We start from the raw sequence: 17348 nt of genomic DNA on the forward strand, positions 1-17348 counted from the left end.
GGAGGGGACCACTTATGGGCGACCTGTTGGTCGGAATCGACCGTTCGGGCGGGGCCGTCGGAGCACAGATCACGGCGGGCCTGCGCGACGCCGTGCGCACCGGGCGCCTCGCGCCCGGCGACCGGCTGCCGTCCAGCCGCACGCTGGCGGCCGACCTGGGCGTCTCGCGCGGCATGGTCGTCGAGGCGTACGAGCAGCTGGTCGCGGAGGGCTACCTGACCAGCAAGCACGGCTCGGGGACGCGGGTCGCCGACATCCCGGAGCGGCGCGCGCCCGGCGGGCCCGAGGAGCCGCGCGACGCCAACGACATCTCGGCGCTGCCGTACGACCTCAAGCCCGGCACCTCCGACATGTCGGCCTTCCCGCGCGCGGCGTGGCTCGCCGCGACCCGGCACGCGCTGGCCACCGTGCCGCACAGCCGCCTGTCGTACGGCGACCCCGGCGGCGTGCCCGAGCTGCGCACCGCGCTGGCCGCGTACCTGGGGCGGGTACGCGCGGCGATCGCGTCGCCGGACCGCATCGTGGTGATGGGCGGGGTCGCGCAGGGCATCGCGCTGCTGGTGCAGGCGCTCCAGGCGCGCGGGCACACGTCGATAGCGGTCGAGGACCCGTCCAGCGCGATGCAGCGCGACCTGCTGCGCAGCAACGGGCTTCCGGTCGTCGGCGCGCCGGTGGACTGCGACGGCATCGACGTGGCGGCCCTCGCGCGCACCGGCGCGCGGGCGGTGCTGGTCACGCCCGCGCACCAGTACCCGACCGGGGTCGTGCTGTCGCCGGAGCGGCGCGCGCAGCTGACCGCGTGGGCGCGCGACGTCGACGGGCTGATCATCGAGGACGACTACGACGCCGAGTTCCGGTACGACCGCGACCCGGTGGGCTGTCTGCAGGGCCTCGACCCGGACCGCGTCGCGCACCTGGGGTCGACCAGCAAGGCGCTGGCGCCCGGCATGCGGCTCGGCTGGGCGGTCGTTCCGTGCGCGTGGCTCGACCAGGTCCGGGACCTCAAGCGGTTCGCGGACCTCGGTTCGGCGGTCATCAACCAGTTCGCGTTCGTGTCGATGCTCGAAAGCGGCGGCTACGACCGGCACTTGCGGGCGATGCGGCTGCGCTACCGGTCGCGGCGCGACGTGGTGACCGACGCGTTCGCCGAGTACCTGCCCGAGGTGGAGGTCAACGGCATCCGCGCGGGGCTGCACCTGTACGTCGAGCTCCCGTACGGCTGCCGCGAGGAGGAGGTCGTCAAGGCCGCCGCCGAGCGGGGTGTCCGGGTCGAGCCCGTCGCCCCCATGCGCGAACCCGGCTTCGAGGCGCCGCCCGCGCTCGTGCTCGGGTACGCGTCGCTGAGCGAGGACCGGATCCGGGTGGCCGTCCGACTCCTCGCCGAGGCGTGCAGATCGGTGATGTGACGCGCGGGGACTGCGGCTAAGGTCGACGCGTGGAGCATCCTCCGGAGCAGGTCCCGCAGACCCCGCCCGCCGAGCCGACCGAGTCCGCGCCGACCGCGTCCGCGCCGGAAGAGCCGGTCCTGGAAAAGCCCGCCCCGGAACGGCCGGTAGCGGAACGGCCGGTAGCGGAACGCCCGGTGCCGGCAAGGCCGGTGCCGGAACGTCCTGTGGCGCGGCCGACCGGGCCGGTCGCGGCCGCCGACGTGCGGGCGTCCGACGCCGACCGGGAGCGCGTCGCGGAGATCCTGCGCACCGCGTTCGAGGAGGGCCGGCTCACCCTCGACGAGCACTCCGAACGCATCGAGGAGCTCTACGAGGCCAAGACCGTCGGCGAGTTGGAGCCGCTGACCTTCGACCTGCCGGTCGCGGGGCGGCCCAACCTGACCAAGGCGCCCGCGCCCGCACCCGCGTCGGCGCCCGAGTACCACCCGTACCGCGTCGAGCCGTCGGCCGACGGGCCGGTCGAAACGCCCACGCTGATCGGGATCTTCGGCAGCGCGGAACGCCGCGGGCCGGGGCGGATCGGCGCCAAGCTGCGCGCGGTCACGGTGTTCGGGGGCGTCGAGATCGACCTGTCCGAGGCGACGTTCGAGTCCCCCGTGCTGGTCGTCGAGGCGATCGGCGTGTTCGGCGGGATCACCGTCCGGGTCCCCGAAGGCGTCACGGTGCGCGGCCACGGGGCCGGGATCTTCGGCGGGTTCGCGGTGCGCGCGCACGAAGCCGAGGACCCGCAGGCGCCCGTCGTGATCGTCAAGGGCGCGGCGATCTTCAGCGGTATCGAGGTGCGGGCCAAGCGGACCAAGGCGGCCAAGCCCAAGCAGCCGAAGGCCGGGGAGAGCATCGAGTCCGACCGCGAGCAGGCCCGCGAACTCGGCTGGGACCGCGACCGGGACCGCGACGACGACTGGTACCGCGGACGCGGTCCGGGCCGGCACCATCACCACCGGCACGGCCGGGGCCGCCGCTACCCGTACGACTGGGACCGCGGGCGGGACCGCGACGACGACTGAGCGGACCTCGGCGGAGGGGCCGTCCGGAACCCGCCGCGGCCTGGCGAACGGCGCGTGGAATCAGGCCGTTTCGCGGAGATTTCCTGGGTGTTGCTTTTCGGTCGGTTGACGGGTTACGCGGCATGTACCGGGATTTGGCCGGGTAGTCGACTGGTGGGACCAACCCACCTGCCGACCCTCCGAGGAGATCCCACGTGCCCGAGCGCAGTGATCTTCCCGTCTCCAACCAGGACATCGTCGAACCGGTGACGCGCGCCTCCACCTGGATCCCCCCGGCGGCCGGAGCCTGCCGCGCCGAGGACATCCGGTTGTTCCTCGGCGTGCCGGGCGAACCCGCGGTCGCCCGCTTAGCCAGGGAAGAGGAGGCCAAGCGCGTGTGTGCGCGCTGCGCCGTGCTGCTGGAGTGCCGGGCCGAGGCGCTGGCCCTCCCGTCGCCCCCCGCCGCCCATATCCGAGAGCGTTCCGCGCTCGCCCCTTTTGTTGACGACGCCGAACCCGTCGGCGTCCGGGGCGGGCTGACCCCCGAGGAACGCCGCGCGATAGCGCGCCGCCGCAGGCGCCGCGGCAGTCAACGCTCGTCGGGCCGCTGAAGGCCCCGCGTCCGGGCCCGCACGGGCCGTTCGCTCCTCTGTACGCTCACGCCCCGCGCTTGGCACCCTCGCCGACGAGGTGGTCGTGCGGCGTGTCCGTCGTCAGCCGGGCCAGCTTGGTGAGCAGCGCCGACAGTTCGGCGTGCTGTTCCGGTGACATGTCGGCGATGACGTCGCCGAGCAACTCGCGCCGTGCGGCCACCAGTTCGGCGACCACCTCGGTTCCGGCGTCCGTCAACGCGAGGCGGCCCTGGGCGTCGGTGCGCACCTGCCCGGCGTCGATCAGCTGCTTCGCGTACTTCTGCACCGAGTCCAGCGGTTCGTGCAGCTTCTTCGCCAGGGGGACCGCCGCGATCGGGCCGAACTGGTCCAGTTGCATCAGGCCGAAGGCACACGGCACGGAGATGTCCACGCCCGCGCGTTCGATCATGCGCTCGTAGCGCGTCCAGCCGTTCTCGCGGTGCACCAGCTGTGTCATGGCGCGCTCGACCTCCTGCACCGAGCTGCGCGAGGCCGGCCGGTAGGCGTCCAGGGCGTCGGTGGAGGTCGCCTTGCGCAGCGGGATCTCCTTGAGCCTGAGGCTCAGCAGGAACGCGATGACGATGATGAACGACGCGATCAGGAACACCGTCTGCAGCGACTGTGCGTACGCGTGCACGAAGCCGTCGTGGGTGGCCGGCGGCAGCTTTTTCAGCGCGGCCGGGCTGGACGCCAGCGACTTCGGGTCGACGCCGGGCGGCATCTGCAACCCTTTGGCCTGGGCGTCGTTGAGCTGCTCGCTCAGCTGCGCGTTGAAGATCGAGCCGAAGATCGCCGCCCCGAACGAGCCGCCGATCGACCGGAAGAACGTCGCGCCGGACGTCGCGACGCCGAGGTCCTTGTAGTCGACCGAGTTCTGCACCGCGAGCACGATCACCTGCATGACCATGCCCAGGCCGAGCCCGAACACGAGCATGTAGAAGGACGAGGCCGCGACGGTGGTGTCCTCGTCCATGCGCGAGAGCAGGAACATGCCGACCGCCATCACGGCGGTGCCGACGATCGGGAAGATCTTGTAGTGGCCCCACCGGGTGATCAGCTGCCCGCTGCCGATCGACGTGACGAGCAGGCCGAGCATCATCGGCAGCAGCCGCAGGCCCGACTGGGTGGCCGACGCGCCGTTCACCACCTGCATGAACAGCGGCAGGAAGCTGAGCGCGCCCATCATCGCGAAACCGACCACGAAGCCGATGCCGGACGTGACGCGGAAGATCGGCTGCGCGAACAGGTGCAGCGGCAGGACGGGCTCGGCCGCCGTGCGCTCGACCATCACGAACAGTGTCAGCAGCACGACGGCCGCCGCGCCGAGGCCGATGATCTCGGCGGACAGCCACGGGTAGGTCGTCCCGCCGAACGTGCTCAGCAGCACCAGGCACGTCGTCCCGGCGGCCAGCAGCGCGATGCCGCGGTAGTCGACCGTGGGCTTCGCGCGGATGTTGTCGGTGTGCAGGGCGAACGCGATCACCACGAGCGCGACCGCGCCGATCGGCAGGTTGATGTAGAACACCCAGCGCCACGACAGGTTGTCGACGAAGAACCCGCCGAGCAGCGGGCCCGCGACGCTGGTGACACCGAAGACGGCGCCGAACAGCCCCGTGTAGCGGCCGCGTTCGCGCGGCGGCACGACGTCCGCCATGATCGCCTGCGACAGCACCATGAGCCCGCCGCCGCCGAGGCCCTGGATGCCGCGGAAGGCGATCAGCTGGGGCATGTTCTGCGCGATGCCGCACAGCGCGGAGCCGATCAGGAAGATGACGATCGAGATCTGGAACAGCGTCTTGCGGCCGACGAGGTCGCCGAGCTTGCCCCACAGCGGCGTGCTGACCGTCGACGCGAGCAGGTAGGCGGTGACCACCCACGAGAGGTGGTTCAGCCCGCCGAGGTCGCCGACGATCGTCGGCAGCGCCGTCGACACGATGGTCTGGTCGAGCGCCGCCACCAGCATGCCGAGCATCAGACCGGCGAAGATCAGCCACAGCTGCCGGCCCCGCACCGGCGCGGGCGGGGCGGCGGGCGTCGGCTCGGCGAGCGTCCGCTCGGCCATCGGCACTCCTCGGGTCGACGACGAGGGGGACCTGAGGCGTGTACCCAGAAATACGACAAATCAGCGAAAAAATACGGGGCCGGGTGTGCCGGCCGCCCCGCACGGCGCAGCCGTCCCTCGCGGTCGCGCCGCGCGGGTACGCGGCCGGGAACGCGGAAGGGCCCGGCCCGGATCACACAGGATCCGGGCCGGGCCCGTCGGGAGGGTTCGCGTCAGCGGGCGCGGTCGAAGTCGATCGCGCTGTAGGCGCGGAGCTTCGCCAGGCGGTGCTGGCTGTCGATGTTGCGGATCGTGCCGCTCTTCGAGCGCATGACCAGCGACGACGTGTGCGCCGTGCTCGACCGGTAGCGGACGCCGCGCAGCAGCTCGCCGTCGGTGATGCCGGTGGCGACGAAGAAGACGTTGTCGCCCGACACCAGGTCGTCGGTCAGCAGCACGCGGTCGAGGTCGTGGCCCGCGTCCAGCGCCTTCTGGCGCTCGGCCTCGTCCTTCGGCCACAGCCGGCCCTGGATCACGCCGCCCATGCACTTGATGGCCGCGGCGGCGATGATGCCCTCCGGCGTACCGCCGATGCCGAGCAGCAGGTCGACACCGGTGCCGTCCTTGGCCGCCATGATGGCGCCCGCGACGTCGCCGTCGGTGATGAACTTGATGCGGGCGCCGGCCTCGCGGATCTCCTTGACGATCGACTCGTGGCGCGGCCGGTCCAGGATGCAGACCGTCACGTCCTCCGGCGCCGAGTGCTTCGCCTCGGCCACCCGGCGGATGTTCTCGCCGACCGGCGCGGTCAGGTCCACCACGTCGGCCGCCTCGGGCCCGGTGACCAGCTTCTCCATGTAGAACACGGCGGACGGGTCGTACATCGACCCGCGCTCGGCGACCGCCATCACGGCGATGGCGTTGTTCATGCCCTTCGCGGTCAGCGTCGTGCCGTCGACCGGGTCGACCGCGACGTCGCACTCGGGGCCCGAGCCGTCGCCGACCCTTTCCCCGTTGAACAGCATCGGGGCGTCGTCCTTCTCGCCTTCGCCGATCACCACGACGCCGTTCATCGACACCGTGCCGATGAGCGTGCGCATCGCCTTGACCGCGGCACCGTCGGCGCCGTTCTTGTCACCTCGTCCCACCCAGCGGCCCGCGGCCATCGCGGCGGCCTCGGTGACGCGGACGAGTTCGAGGGCGAGGTTCCGGTCGGGAGCCTCGGGGGAGACCACGAGCTGGGGCGGTACGGACTGGTCCGTCATTCTGGCGGGCCCTTCCTGTCGGGGAATCTCGGCCGAGACCACGAGGGGTGCCCTGATCCCCGGTGGCCGTGGTCCTCCGATGCACAGTGCACCGAAACAGCTGGGACGACGCGGCCCCGGGCCCGGACGGATTCCAACGGGATTGCCCCGATGTTATCGGCCCGACCCGGGCCTTTCACAGGGCGGTCAGCCCGACCCCGGTCGCCTTGACGCCGATCCACACGCCGAGACCCTCGCCGAGGCCGAGCTCGGCCGCCGCGGCCGCGGTCACTTCGGCGACGACGTCCGGGCCGTCCGAACCGTGCACCGCTACCCGCAGCCGAGTGCCCGTGCCGGTCACCTCGGTGATCGTTCCGTGCCACGCGTTGCGTGCGGTGCCCCCGGGCGGGTCGCGGTACAGCGTCACGTGGTCCGGGTGCACGGTCACCAGCACCCGGCCGCGCGGGGCCGGGTCGGCGCCGACCAGCACGTGGCCGTCGGCGAGCCGGACACCGTCGTCTGTGCCGTCGCCCTCGTACGCGTTGAGGCCGAGCATGCGCGCGACCCAGGCCGAACGCGGCGCGCGCGTCACCTCGGCGGCGGACGCGTCCTGGACGATCACGCCCGACTCGACGACGAGCATGCGCCCGGCCAGGCTGAGCGCGTCGACCGGGTCGTGCGTGACGATCAGGCAGACGCCGTCATACGGGCCGAGGTGGCTGCGCAGCGTGTGCCGCACCGCGGCGCGGGTCTCGACGTCGAGCGCGGCCAGCGGCTCGTCGAGCAGCAGCAGCCGCGGTTCCGGCGCGAGCGCGCGGGCGAGCGCGACGCGTTGCTGCTGACCGCCGGACAACTGGCCGGGGCGGCGCGCGGCCAGCTCGCCGAGGCCGAGGCGGGTCAGCCAGTCGTGCGCCGCGGCCCGCTGCTCACGACGGCTCAGGCCGCGGCCGCGCAGGCCGTAGGCGACGTTGCGGGCGGCGCTCAGATGCGGGAACAGCGCGCCGTCCTGAGGTACGTATCCGACGCGGCGCAGATGCGGCGGGCGGGTGCCGACCGGTTCGCCGTCGATGGCCACCGCGGCGCGGGCCGGGCCCGGCAGGCCTGCGAGGGCGCGCAGCAGCGTCGACTTGCCGGCGCCGTTGGGGCCGACGACGGCCACCACCTCGCCCGCGGCGACGGTCAGTTCGGCGGTGACCAGGCCCTCGGTGCGGGCCTGCAGCGCGGGCGGGGTCACAGGCGTCCGCCCTTCGGGGCCTTGCCGCGGGCGGGCGACAGCCAGCGGCCGCGCAGCGCGACGAGCACGACGACCGACACGACGAGCAGCAGCAGGCTGACCGCGACGGCGGTGTCCGGGTCGTCCTGGAGCATCAGATAGACGGCCAGGGGCAGGGTCTGCGTCTCGCCCGGCAGGTTGCCGGCGAACGTGATGGTGGCGCCGAACTCGCCGAGCGCCCGCGCCCACGCGAGCGCGGCACCCGCCGCGAGACCCGGTGCGATCAGCGGCAGCGTGACGGTGGTGAACACGCGCAACGGGCCCGCGCCGAGCGTGGCGGCGGTCTCCTCGTACTTGCGGTCCAACCCGGCGATGGCGCCCTCGACGGAGAGCACGAGGAACGGCAGCGCGACGAACGCGCCGGCGAGCATGGCACCGGTCATCGAGAACGTCAGCTGTATGCCCATGCTTTCCAACCAGGGCCCGAGCAGCCCGCGGCGGCCGAACGCGAGCAACAGCGCGACACCACCGACGACGGGCGGGAGCACGAGCGGCAGCAGCACGAGCGCGCGCAGCAGCGACTTACCCGGAAACTCCACCCGGGCGAACAACCACGCGAGCGGCACCCCGAGCACCATGCTGATCCCGAGGGCCCCGAACGAGCACTGCAACGAGAGCCGGAGCGCGGTCCGCACAGCAGGATCCCCGAGCCGCTCCGGCACCGACTCCCACGGCGCCCTGACCAGCAACCCGACCAGCGGCATGACCACAAACGCCAGCCCGGCCAACGCAGGCACCCACAGCAAAACCGGCACCCGAACCCGAGGCACCCGCGGCGGACCCCCGACGACCAACGGCGGCTTGCGACCGACGACCGCAGTCTCACCGGACGGGATGGACGCCGCCGCAGAAGGCCCGCCCCTGTCGACGCTGTGCCGGTCTCCCACGGGCACGCCCGACGAACCGTCGCCACGCGCGGCGGACGCGTGCGACCCCCCGGCCTCGGCGCCGGCATCGCGGGGGTGGGCCCTGAGCTCGGCGGGCTCTCCCGTCACGTTGGCCGTGCCGCGCGGCGCTTCGCGCGCGGAGGTTGGGCGCGGCTGGGATGCCGCGGACGGGGATTCGTCGGCGGATTGCACGACGACCGCAGGGGCGACGGTGCTGCGGTCGTCGTGAGGTTGCGGTGCAGCTGAGTCGCCGGGTTCGGCGGTGAGCTCTCCCGCAGCGTCGGCCTCGCCCTGCGGCGCTTCGTGCGTGGGGGCCGGGTGTGGGTGTGGTGCTGCGGGGTCGCCAGCGAGCGTGGGTGGCTCGGTCGGCGTCGGCGGCACACTGCTCTGGTTGCGCGACGCTTCGCGCGCGTGGGTGGGCGGCTGCGGTGGCGCCTCGGCGGCGGTGTCGCGGGGATGGGCGCTGAGCTCGGTGGGCTCTCCCGCAGCGTCGGCCTCGCCGCGCGACGCTCCGTGCGCGCGGCGGGGTTGGGTCGGCTGCGGGTCGTGGGTGGGTCGTGCGTCCCGGGACGCGAGCGGTGCCGCGCTCGCGTCCCGGGGTGGTGAGGGCGGTGTGCCGCCTGGGCCCCGGGGTGGGGGGCCGGGCTCACCGGGGGGTGCGGGTGGGGTCACTTGGAGGCGAACCCGTACTTCTTGAGGATGTCCTGCGCCTCGGGGGTGAGCAGCCAGGCGGCGAAGGCGTTGGCGGCGTCGGTCTGCTTGCTGTCCTTGATCACCGCGACGGGGTAGGTCGCGACGACGTTGACGTTGTCCGGGATGTCGACGGAGGCGACCGCGTCGCCGGCGGACTTGATGTCGGTCGTGTAGACGATGCCGGCGTCGGCCTCGCCCATGCGGACGCGGGTGAGGACGGCCTTGACGTCCGTCTCCTCCGACTTCGGCTTGACCTCGACGCCGGCCTTGGTGAGGGCGTCGCGGGCGTAGCGGCCGACCGGGACCGTCGGGCCGGCCAGGACCGTCGTGACGTCGCTCTTCGCGAGGTCGGCCAGGCCGTTGATCTTCTTCGGGTTGCCCGGCGCGACGACGATCGCCAGCCGGTTCTTCGCGAAGACCTGCGGGTTGACGACCTGGGCGGCGAGGCCGTCCATGGTTTTGGTGTCCGCGGTCGCGATGAGGTCGGCGGGCGCGCCCTGCTTGACCTGCGCGGCCAGCTCCTGCGAACCCGCGAACGAGAACTTGACGTTCTGGTCCTTGTGGTTCTTGGTGTACGCGGCGCCCGCGTCGTTGAACGCGGCGGTCAGCGAGGCCGCGGCCAGCACCGTGATCGTCGACGCCGGCTTGTCGGCGGGCGCCTGCGAGCCCGTACCCGGCGCGGCCGAGGTGGCGGCGTCCTTCTTGGCGTCGTTCTTGTCGTCGCTGCCGCATGCGGCGAGCAGCAGCGTCGCGGCCGCGGCGGCGGCTATCGGGGCGGCGGCGGTACGCAGGGATCTCACGTCAGCTCCACGGTCACGTTGGTCGACTTGACCGAGGCGACCGCTTCGACGCCGGGCGCGAGCCCCAGCTCCTCGACGGCCTCCCTGGTCAGCAGGGAGACCACCCGGTGCGGTCCCGCCTGGATCTCCACCTGTGCCGCGACGTCGCCGAGGATGACCTTGGTGACGATGCCGGGGAACGCGTTGCGGGCCGAGGTGGCCCGCTGGTTCTCGGGCGAGCCGTGTTCCTCGGCGAGAGTGACCGCGAACGCGGCGAGTGCCGCGCCGTCGACCACCCGGTGGCCGTGCTCGTCCCGGGCCGTGGCAAGGCGTCCCGAGTCGGCCCATCGGCGGGCGGTGTCCGGGCTCACGCCGAGCAGTTGCGCGACGCGGCCCATGCGGTAGGTGGGCATATGCGGAGACTACTCCATCTGTTCCTGGCATTTGCAAGGGTCAGGAGCTGATGCCCTTGCATGTGCGATGGTCGGGGAGCCCGGTGCGGAGCACCGGAGTGGATACGGGACGATGGTGCCGTGGCGAAGAAGCGCGGGTACGAGACGGTTCGGGACATGGTCTTCACGCTGGCCGCGGTCGGCGTCGTTGTGGTCCTCCTGCTGATTTTCGGGCGGCACAGCGCGCAGGACCCCGTCAAGCGCATCGACTACACGCTGAAGTTCCAGCAGGCCAGCCAGGTCGCACCGTACCCGCTGCTGGCGCCGCAGGGTCTGCCGCAGCGCTGGCGCGCGACGTCGGCGGATTTCGACGGCGTCGACGTGAAGGCCACCACGTGGCGGGTCGGCTTCATCAACCCGAACGAGCAGTACGCCGCGGTCGAGCAGACCAACGGCACGCCGGAGCCGTTCATCGCGGACCGGAGCAAGCACGGCGAGCCGGTCGGCACCGTCGACGTGGCCGGCGAGCAGTGGCAGTCCTACAACGGTGAGAAGTACCGCTCGCTCGTCCGCACCAAGGACGGCGTCACCACCGTGGTGACCGGGACCGCGTCGTACGAGGACCTCGCGACGCTCGCCGCCGCGCTCCGCACCGCCCCGCCGCTGCCCGGGATGGAGCCGATTCCGACCGCTCGCCCGACTGTTTAGTCCGGTTCTGTCATCGCTTCCTGACCGACTGTGTCCCTTTCCTGGTCCTTTGGTCGGTCGGCATCCAGAGTTCACTCGACGGTCGCCCGCGCGTCGCGCCCCCGGTGACAGCCTTCGCCGGTGGACGTCTCGTACTTCTGCGCAACACTCGCCGAGCTGAGCGCCGAGCGGCTGTACCGCCTCATCGCGCTGCGCAGCCAGGTCTTCGTGGTGGCCCGCCAGCGGGCCCGCCACGAGCCGGACGGGCTGGACATCGAGCCCGCCACCCTCCACGTGTGGGGCGAACGCGACGGAGTGCCGGTCGCGACGCTCCGCCTCACCGAAGAAGCCGGCGGCCTGCGCCTCAGCCGCCTGTGCACGGCGCCCACGGAGCGCCGCAAGGGCTACGCGACAACACTCCTCGAGCACGCCGCCATGCTGGCGGAAGGCCGCCCGATCGTCGCGGAGGTGTTCGTCCGCAGCGCGCCGTGGTTCGAGGACCGCGGCTTCGTCAAATACGGCGGCCGCTCGGTCGTCGACGGCGAGCCGCACCTGCACCTGCGGTTCGACGCGGACGAGCTGGCCGCCCAGCACGCGGCCGCGGTCGAGGCCGCCGTCGAGGAGAGCAACGGTCAGACGCCGTACGTCCCCGCGTGGGTCGCCCTGTGATCGGCGACCGCGCGTGGCGCCCGGTCGAGCGCCGGCCGGGGGAGGGCTGGGAGGTCCTGCCGCGGCTCAAATGGGTGCTCGTCGGCGGGCTCGCGGCCCTCCTGCTGCTCGGCCTGTGCGTCGCGACGGCGCTCTCGGACAGCTGCTGAGCCGGGAGTCCCGACGCCTCCGCGCGGGCCGGTGACGGCTACTCGCCGCCGCCCTCCTGCTGCTGCACCACCGCGTCGAGGCGCGCGCGGGCACCGTCGAGCCACCGCTGGCACACGCCCGCCAGCTTCTCGCCGCGCTCCCACAGCGCGAGCGACTCCTCCAGCGTGATGCCGCCCGTCTCGAGCCGCCGCACCACCTCGACGAGTTCGTCGCGGGCCTGCTCGTAGCCGAGCGACTCCAGCGCCTCGAGCGACGGGTCCGCCGCCGCGCCGCCGCCCTGCCCGTCCACGGCCTCCGCACTCTTCTTCGCCATGCGCCCCAGCCTATGCGGCGTCACCGACGGGCCGGCGTCACCTCGACCAGCGCGCCGTCGCGGCCGTCCTTGCCGTACGGGCGCACGACGCGGACCACCACGCCGTACTCCCGCCCCGGCGCCGGATCGCCGGAGCCGAGCACCGAGCCGCCCCACGGCACGCCGTAGTGCGCGGTGTCCGGCGCGCCGTCGGCCGTCACCACCCGGGTCGGGTACGGCTCGCGGGCCGGAACCACGGTGCCGCCGTCCTTGAACCGGTCCACCGGCCGCCCGTCCAGGTACTGCGCCCCGGCCGCCCAGCCGCGCGCGTCCGTGAACTCCGGCACGCCGGGCAGCGCGGGGAACTCCTGGCACCACGCGCCCTGGCTGTGGCAGGCCCGGAACGGCAGCGTCGGCGCCGCCCCGAACGCCGCGTTGGACGACTGTGCGCGGTTCTCCAGGTTCCGGAACGGGTTGCGGCCGCTCGGCGGGTAGTGCGCACCCGCCTCGCCGCTCCAGCGCAGCGGGTCGACGTGCGCGTCGACCAGCAGCACCTGGCCCTTGGGGCCGTGGCTCGGCGGCGCGTCCAGATTGAACCGCACGCCGTTGTTCTGGTACTCGGCGTCGCGCAGCCACACCAGCAGGCCCGGCACGTTGTACGGGACGCGCGCGACCTGCGTGCCGTCGCCGTCGGTCGAGCCGCGCACCGTGGTGTAGGCGTACTTCAGCCCCTCGTCGAAGCCGGTCGGCGTGCGCCACTCCAGCAGGTAGTACTGCTCGCGTTCGAACGAGCCCGTCGTGCGGGACCAGCCCGCGCCGCGCGTGATGGTCGACGTGCCGGTGACCGCGCGCCACCCGTTGTCACCGTGCTCGACGTCGTCGGACCAGACCGTCGCGCCGTCCGCGACCAGTGCGAAGTCGTCGGCGAACCAACCGCGTTCCATGAACGCGGCGTCGGTCATCATGCCCAGCCGCACCTGCACGGTCCGGCCCGCGTACGGGGTGAGGTCGACGCGGTCGTGCCGCCAACCGCCGCTGGAACCGGTCAGGCCGTTCGTCTTGCGGAACTCGGCGAGGTTGCGGTTCGGGTCGGGGTAGTTCGACGGGGTGCTGACCAGGTCGCCCGCCTCGTCGCGCACCGGGAGCTGGGACCAGGTGCGGCCGCCGTCCCCGGAGACCTCGACGAAGCCGTAGTCCCAGTCCTGTTCGATGACGTAGTCGTTCCACATCCACAGGTCGGCGTGCGCGGCGCCGACGGGCACCGTGACGTCGCGGACGACGGACGTGTCGGCCCACTCCTGGTCGCTACCCGAATACCACATGCCGGTGCCCGAATGCGGAGTGCCGATCCGCACGGTCTCGGGCGGCAGTTCGACCCGCACCGAGTCGCGCATGCCCGGCATGGGGCGGGCGGCCGAGCCCACCGAGACCATCGCGCGCTCGTCGCCGACCCTGAACAGCTTGGGGTCGGTCCAGCCCAGCATGTACTTCGACCACGCGCCCATGTGCGCGGGCATCGACTGGAACAGCGGCCCCGAGTGCGACCCCGACGACATCAGGTCCCAGAAGTCGACGTCGGTCTCACCGCCGCTGAAGTTGTCGTACAGGTCGGGCAGCCCCAGGTCGTGGCCGAACTCGTGGGCGAAGACGCCGACTCCGGAGTCCTCGGGCTGCACGATGTAGTTCGCCACCTTGAGCGGACTGCCCGGGACCTGGTGCCCGCCCAGCACGTTCGACGCGTGCGCCCAGATCGCGTACGGGCCCTCGGCGCCGCCGCCCGCCGACTTGTCCCGACCGGCGTGCACCAGCACCAAGTGGTCGACCACGCCGTCGGGTTCGTGCAGGTTGCCGTCGTGGTCGGCGTCGCCCAGGTCCTCCTGGTCGTAGTCGGCCCACGGGAAGTCCGGGTGGGTGCGGGCCAGCTCGTCGACCGCGTCGATGACGAACTGGCGTACGCCGCGCGGGTTGTCGGCGCTGCCGCTGTTGTCCTGGCGGGCCGCGCCGCACTTGCCCGCCGCGTACCACGCCTCGGAGTGCGGGACGGTCACCCAGCCGACCGCCTCGCCGCCGACGCTGTACGCGCCGTGCGACATCTCGCTGTACATCGCGCGCATGGTCAGGCCCGACATGTCGACGCCGGGCCGCCCGTCGGGGCCGGTCAGGTCGGGACGCACGCGCTCGGCCAGGCCGCGCTCGGAGTAGAGCATCGCGTTGTAGTGGGCGGGCGAGAAGTCCGGTACCCAAAGGGTGTTGTTGTCACCGGCCTTGGCCTTCGCCGGGTCCGGAAGGCGGTTGTGGCGGGGGCCGTTCATGCGGGTGCCCGGCGGTTCGGTGACACACGTGGGGTCGAGCACGCTGGTGGGGCGGCGGAAGCCGGAGAAGTCGTCGTCGGCGTGGTCGTTGAACTCGACGAGGATGGTGAGCAGCCGGGCCTCGTGCGGCTGGTCGACGGGACGCCCGGCCCGGCGGTCCCGCTCCTCGGCCAGCGCCTTGGGGCTGAGGCCGCGTGCCGCGGCGGTCCGCTCGGCGGCGGCCAGCCCGCGCGCGGCGACCGGGTTGCCCGCCGCGAACTTGCGGTCGAGGTCCTGCGCCCGACGGGCGGAGCTGCGGGCCAGCGGGTTGTCCACAGCCTGTGGATCGGGCGGTAGGTCGTCGCGTGGGGCCACGTAGTTGACGTAGTCGTCGGCGGGGGACGGGGTCCAGACGGCGTGTGTGGTGTCGGCGCCCGCGGTGTTCTGCTGCGGTGCGGCCGCGAGGAGGAGGCCCACCGCGGCGACCAGTGGCACGGCGGCCAGGCGGCGCAGGACGCGAAGAGCAGTACGGCGCACGGGCACCCCTTCGAGGCGGCGGCACGCGGCCGGGGCCTGACCGCGGTGGGCAGGGCCCGAACGTAAGCGGGGGCGCCGCGCACGGGGAACTCCCGCGCCGCGAACGAGTGCACACACCACCCGGACGGCTCAGTCGTTCCTCCGATGAACACATTGGGAGTGTTTGGAGGTGTTTGTAGGTGTCTGGAGGTGTCTGGAGGGGTTCTGTTCGGGGCGGCCGAATCCGCGTCCGGGTCAGGTGAACAGGACAGGTTGCGGGTGAGGACTGCCGAAGCCGTGGGGGTTTGCCCTACCGTCGCACGCATGGTCGAGGACGTGGATCTGGCCGCACCCGCGTACGCCGGCACCCCCGGGCTGCGCGGCCTGCTCGCCCGCCCCGCAGGGCCCGGGCCGTGGCCCGGCGTCGTCGTGCTGTTCGAGGGAACCGGCGCCGACGACGTCAACCGCGGGCACGTCGAACGCATGGCTGCGGCCGGGTACTTGGCGCTGATGCCCGACATCTACCACGGGCGCTCGGCGGCCCGGTGCATGGTGTCGACGCTGCGGGGCATCCCCGCCGGCAAGGGCCCCGCGTACCAGGACATCGAGGCGGCGCGGCAGTGGCTGCTGGCCAGCCCCGACTGCACGGGCAGGATCGGCGTGCTCGGGTTCTGCATGGGCGGCAGCTTCGCACTCGTGCTCGCGACGCAGGGCGGTTACCAGGTCGCGTCGGCCAACTACGGCGAACTTCCCGACGACGTCGACGAGGCGATGAAGGACGCGTGCCCGGTCGTCGCGAGTTACGGCGGCAAGGACCGGGTGTTCCGGTCCCGGGCGGGGCGGTTGGAGGCCGCGCTCGCCAAGGCCGGTGTGGAGCACGATGTGCGGCTGTACCCGGGTGCGGGGCACTCGTTCCTGAACGACGTCGCGAACAGCCCGCTCGTGCTGCGGCCGCTGCTGAAGGCGATCATGGGCATCGGGCCCGATCCGGCGGCGGCGGCGGACGCTTGGGGGCGCATCGACGCGTTTTTCGCGCGGCACCTGGTGGGGGACGGGGTTGATGCGGCTGATGTCGGCGACGTGGCGGACGTGGCGAACGTGGCTGACATTGCGGATGTTGCGGACGTTGCGGACGGGCCCGGCTCGGGGACTACTCCTCTTTGAGGACCTCTACTGCCAGCCGCCCTGACGCCACGCGTGCAGTCAGCCGTTCGCCTGCCGTCACCTCGTCGGGGCCGCGCACGGCGCGGCCGTCGGCTTTCTGGAGAACGGCGTAGCCGCGCTCCAACGTCGCGGCGGGCGACAGCGCCACTACCCGCGCCCGTGTGTGCTCCAGGTCGGTCGCCGCGTGGTCGAGCCGGTGTCGCAGCGTCCGACGGGAGCGCTCAAGTAGTGCGGCCACCTCGTCCTCGCGCATCCCGACCATGCCGTAGGGCTCCGCGAGGACGGGGCGACTGCGGTACTGCGCGAGCCCGTGCTCCTCGCGGTCGAGCCGCATCGTGACCGTGTGGCGCGCGCGGTCGCGCAGCTGGCGGATCCGGGTCAACTCCTCGCCGACGTCCGGGACGACCTTCTTGGCGGCGTCGGTCGGCGTCGACGCGCGCAGGTCCGCCACCAGGTCGAGCAGCGGCGAGTCCGGTTCGTGGCCGATCGCGCTGACGACCGGGGTCGAGCAGCGGAACACCGTGCGGACGAGCTCCTCGTCGGAGAAGGGGAGCAGGTCCTCGACGCTGCCGCCGCCGCGCGCCACGACGATGACGTCCACCTCGGGATGTTCGTCCAGCTCCTGGACGGCCGCGACCACCTGAGGCACCGCGTGCACGCCCTGCACCGCGACGTTCCGCACCTCGAACCGCACCGCGGGCCACCGCCTGCGGGCGTTCTCCAGGACGTCCCGCTCGGCGGCGCTCGCCCGGCCGCAGACGAGGCCGATGCACGACGGCAGGAACGGAAGGGGCTTCTTGTGGCGGGGGTCGAACAGGCCCTCGGTCGCCAGCGTGCGCTTGAGCATCTCCAGGCGGGCGAGCAGCTCGCCGATGCCGACCGGGCGGATCTCCGTCGCGCGCAGCGACAGCGTTCCGCGCGGGGTGTACCACTCGGGCTTCGCCTGGACGACCACCCGGGAGCCCTCGGCGACGACGTCGGCCACGGCGTCGAAGACGCGGCGGTAGCAGGTGACGGAGATCGAGACGTCCGCGGACGGGTCGCGCAGGGTCAGGAAGACCACGCCCGCGCCGGGGCGGCGGCTCAACTGGGTGATCTGGCCCTCGACCCACACCGTGCCCAGCCGGTCGATCCACCCCCCGATCAGGCGGGAGATCTCCGACACCGGGATGGGGGACTCGGCAGAGGTCGTCAGCGCCATGCG

Annotated in this window: 14 protein-coding genes and 1 pseudogene; 7 read left to right on the top strand and 8 right to left on the bottom strand. The window is 72.8% G+C overall.

The annotated features are described in order from the left end of the window. Positions 1-14 precede the first annotated feature (14 nt). From pdxR to QI554_RS22275, 3 genes are all read left to right on the top strand, one after another. The gene (gene pdxR, locus QI554_RS22265) at positions 15-1406 is read left to right on the top strand and encodes a MocR-like pyridoxine biosynthesis transcription factor PdxR (protein ID WP_281471944.1); all 1392 of its coding nucleotides are present in this window, start codon (positions 15-17) and stop codon (positions 1404-1406) included. A gap of 29 nt (positions 1407-1435) precedes the next feature. Next, positions 1436-2455 carry a DUF1707 domain-containing protein gene (locus QI554_RS22270; RefSeq protein WP_281471945.1) on the top strand — a complete coding sequence of 340 codons (1020 nt, stop codon included), beginning with the start codon at positions 1436-1438 and terminating at the stop codon, positions 2453-2455. Between the two features lie 194 nt (positions 2456-2649). Continuing rightward, positions 2650-3045: a WhiB family transcriptional regulator gene (locus tag QI554_RS22275; RefSeq protein WP_281471946.1), complete on the top strand. Its 396-nt coding sequence runs from the start codon at positions 2650-2652 to the stop codon at positions 3043-3045. Positions 3046-3091: 46 nt separating this feature from the next. Here QI554_RS22275 and QI554_RS22280 read toward each other — a convergent pair whose 3' ends face one another. From QI554_RS22280 to QI554_RS22300, 5 genes and pseudogenes are all read right to left on the bottom strand, one after another. Next, on the bottom strand, positions 3092-5128 hold the full coding sequence (locus QI554_RS22280) for an MFS transporter (RefSeq protein ID WP_281471947.1): 2037 nt from the start codon (positions 5126-5128) through the stop codon (positions 3092-3094). A gap of 212 nt (positions 5129-5340) precedes the next feature. Continuing rightward, positions 5341-6372: a class II fructose-bisphosphatase gene (gene glpX / locus QI554_RS22285; RefSeq protein WP_281471948.1), complete on the bottom strand. Its 1032-nt coding sequence runs from the start codon at positions 6370-6372 to the stop codon at positions 5341-5343. 175 nt (positions 6373-6547) lie between these two features. Continuing rightward, positions 6548-8328: pseudogene (locus tag QI554_RS22290) on the bottom strand (ABC transporter permease). Positions 8329-9179: 851 nt separating this feature from the next. Then, entirely contained in the window at positions 9180-10004 is an 825-nt protein-coding gene (gene modA, locus QI554_RS22295) for a molybdate ABC transporter substrate-binding protein (RefSeq protein ID WP_281471949.1), read from the bottom strand. After that, positions 10001-10396 carry a TOBE domain-containing protein gene (locus QI554_RS22300; RefSeq protein ID WP_281471950.1) on the bottom strand — a complete coding sequence of 132 codons (396 nt, stop codon included), beginning with the start codon at positions 10394-10396 and terminating at the stop codon, positions 10001-10003. Before QI554_RS22300 ends, modA begins: the two co-directional genes overlap by 4 nt. A 120-nt stretch (positions 10397-10516) precedes the next feature. Between QI554_RS22300 and QI554_RS22305 the strand changes: the two genes are divergently transcribed. The 3 genes from QI554_RS22305 (at position 10517) to QI554_RS22315 (ending at position 11880) form a co-directional block, all read left to right on the top strand. Further along, positions 10517-11083: a DUF4245 domain-containing protein gene (locus QI554_RS22305; RefSeq protein WP_281471951.1), complete on the top strand. Its 567-nt coding sequence runs from the start codon at positions 10517-10519 to the stop codon at positions 11081-11083. Between the two features lie 120 nt (positions 11084-11203). Further along, on the top strand, positions 11204-11731 hold the full coding sequence (locus tag QI554_RS22310; protein WP_281471952.1) for a GNAT family N-acetyltransferase: 528 nt from the start codon (positions 11204-11206) through the stop codon (positions 11729-11731). Beyond that, positions 11728-11880 carry a hypothetical protein gene (locus QI554_RS22315; protein WP_281471953.1) on the top strand — a complete coding sequence of 51 codons (153 nt, stop codon included), beginning with the start codon at positions 11728-11730 and terminating at the stop codon, positions 11878-11880. Before QI554_RS22310 ends, QI554_RS22315 begins: the two co-directional genes overlap by 4 nt. 38 nt (positions 11881-11918) lie before the next feature. On the opposite strand, the gene QI554_RS22320 is transcribed toward QI554_RS22315, so the two are convergent. Further along, the gene (locus QI554_RS22320) at positions 11919-12194 is read right to left on the bottom strand and encodes an exodeoxyribonuclease VII small subunit (protein WP_281471954.1); all 276 of its coding nucleotides are present in this window, start codon (positions 12192-12194) and stop codon (positions 11919-11921) included. Between the two features lie 20 nt (positions 12195-12214). Further along, positions 12215-15001 (bottom strand): immune inhibitor A domain-containing protein, encoded by a 2787-nt coding sequence (locus tag QI554_RS22325; RefSeq protein WP_281471955.1) that lies wholly within the window; start codon positions 14999-15001, stop codon positions 12215-12217. A 303-nt stretch (positions 15002-15304) separates the two neighbouring features. Here QI554_RS22325 and QI554_RS22330 point away from each other — a divergent pair, with 303 nt between their 5' ends. Further along, entirely contained in the window at positions 15305-16144 is an 840-nt protein-coding gene (locus QI554_RS22330) for a dienelactone hydrolase family protein (RefSeq protein ID WP_281471956.1), read from the top strand. Here the strand turns inward: QI554_RS22330 and xseA are convergent. Beyond that, on the bottom strand, positions 16131-17345 hold the full coding sequence (gene xseA, locus QI554_RS22335; protein WP_281471957.1) for an exodeoxyribonuclease VII large subunit: 1215 nt from the start codon (positions 17343-17345) through the stop codon (positions 16131-16133). The genes QI554_RS22330 and xseA overlap by 14 nt on opposite strands. Positions 17346-17348 lie beyond the last annotated feature (3 nt).

The sequence above is a fragment of the Yinghuangia seranimata genome (assembly GCF_029953285.1).
GTDB classification, from domain to species: Bacteria; Actinomycetota; Actinomycetes; order Streptomycetales; family Streptomycetaceae; genus Yinghuangia; species Yinghuangia seranimata.

Excerpts from the sequence above, each read along its gene's own strand:
- pdxR (WP_281471944.1), top strand. The coding sequence starts at position 15 with ATGGGCGACCTGTTGGTCGGAATCGACCGTTCGGGCGGGGCCGTCGGA.
- QI554_RS22280 (WP_281471947.1), bottom strand. The coding sequence starts at position 5,128 with ATGGCCGAGCGGACGCTCGCCGAGCCGACGCCCGCCGCCCCGCCCGCG.
- glpX (WP_281471948.1), bottom strand. The coding sequence starts at position 6,372 with ATGACGGACCAGTCCGTACCGCCCCAGCTCGTGGTCTCCCCCGAGGCT.
- QI554_RS22300 (WP_281471950.1), bottom strand. The coding sequence starts at position 10,396 with ATGCCCACCTACCGCATGGGCCGCGTCGCGCAACTGCTCGGCGTGAGC.
- QI554_RS22320 (WP_281471954.1), bottom strand. The coding sequence starts at position 12,194 with ATGGCGAAGAAGAGTGCGGAGGCCGTGGACGGGCAGGGCGGCGGCGCG.
- QI554_RS22330 (WP_281471956.1), top strand. The coding sequence starts at position 15,305 with ATGGTCGAGGACGTGGATCTGGCCGCACCCGCGTACGCCGGCACCCCC.
- xseA (WP_281471957.1), bottom strand. The coding sequence starts at position 17,345 with ATGGCGCTGACGACCTCTGCCGAGTCCCCCATCCCGGTGTCGGAGATC.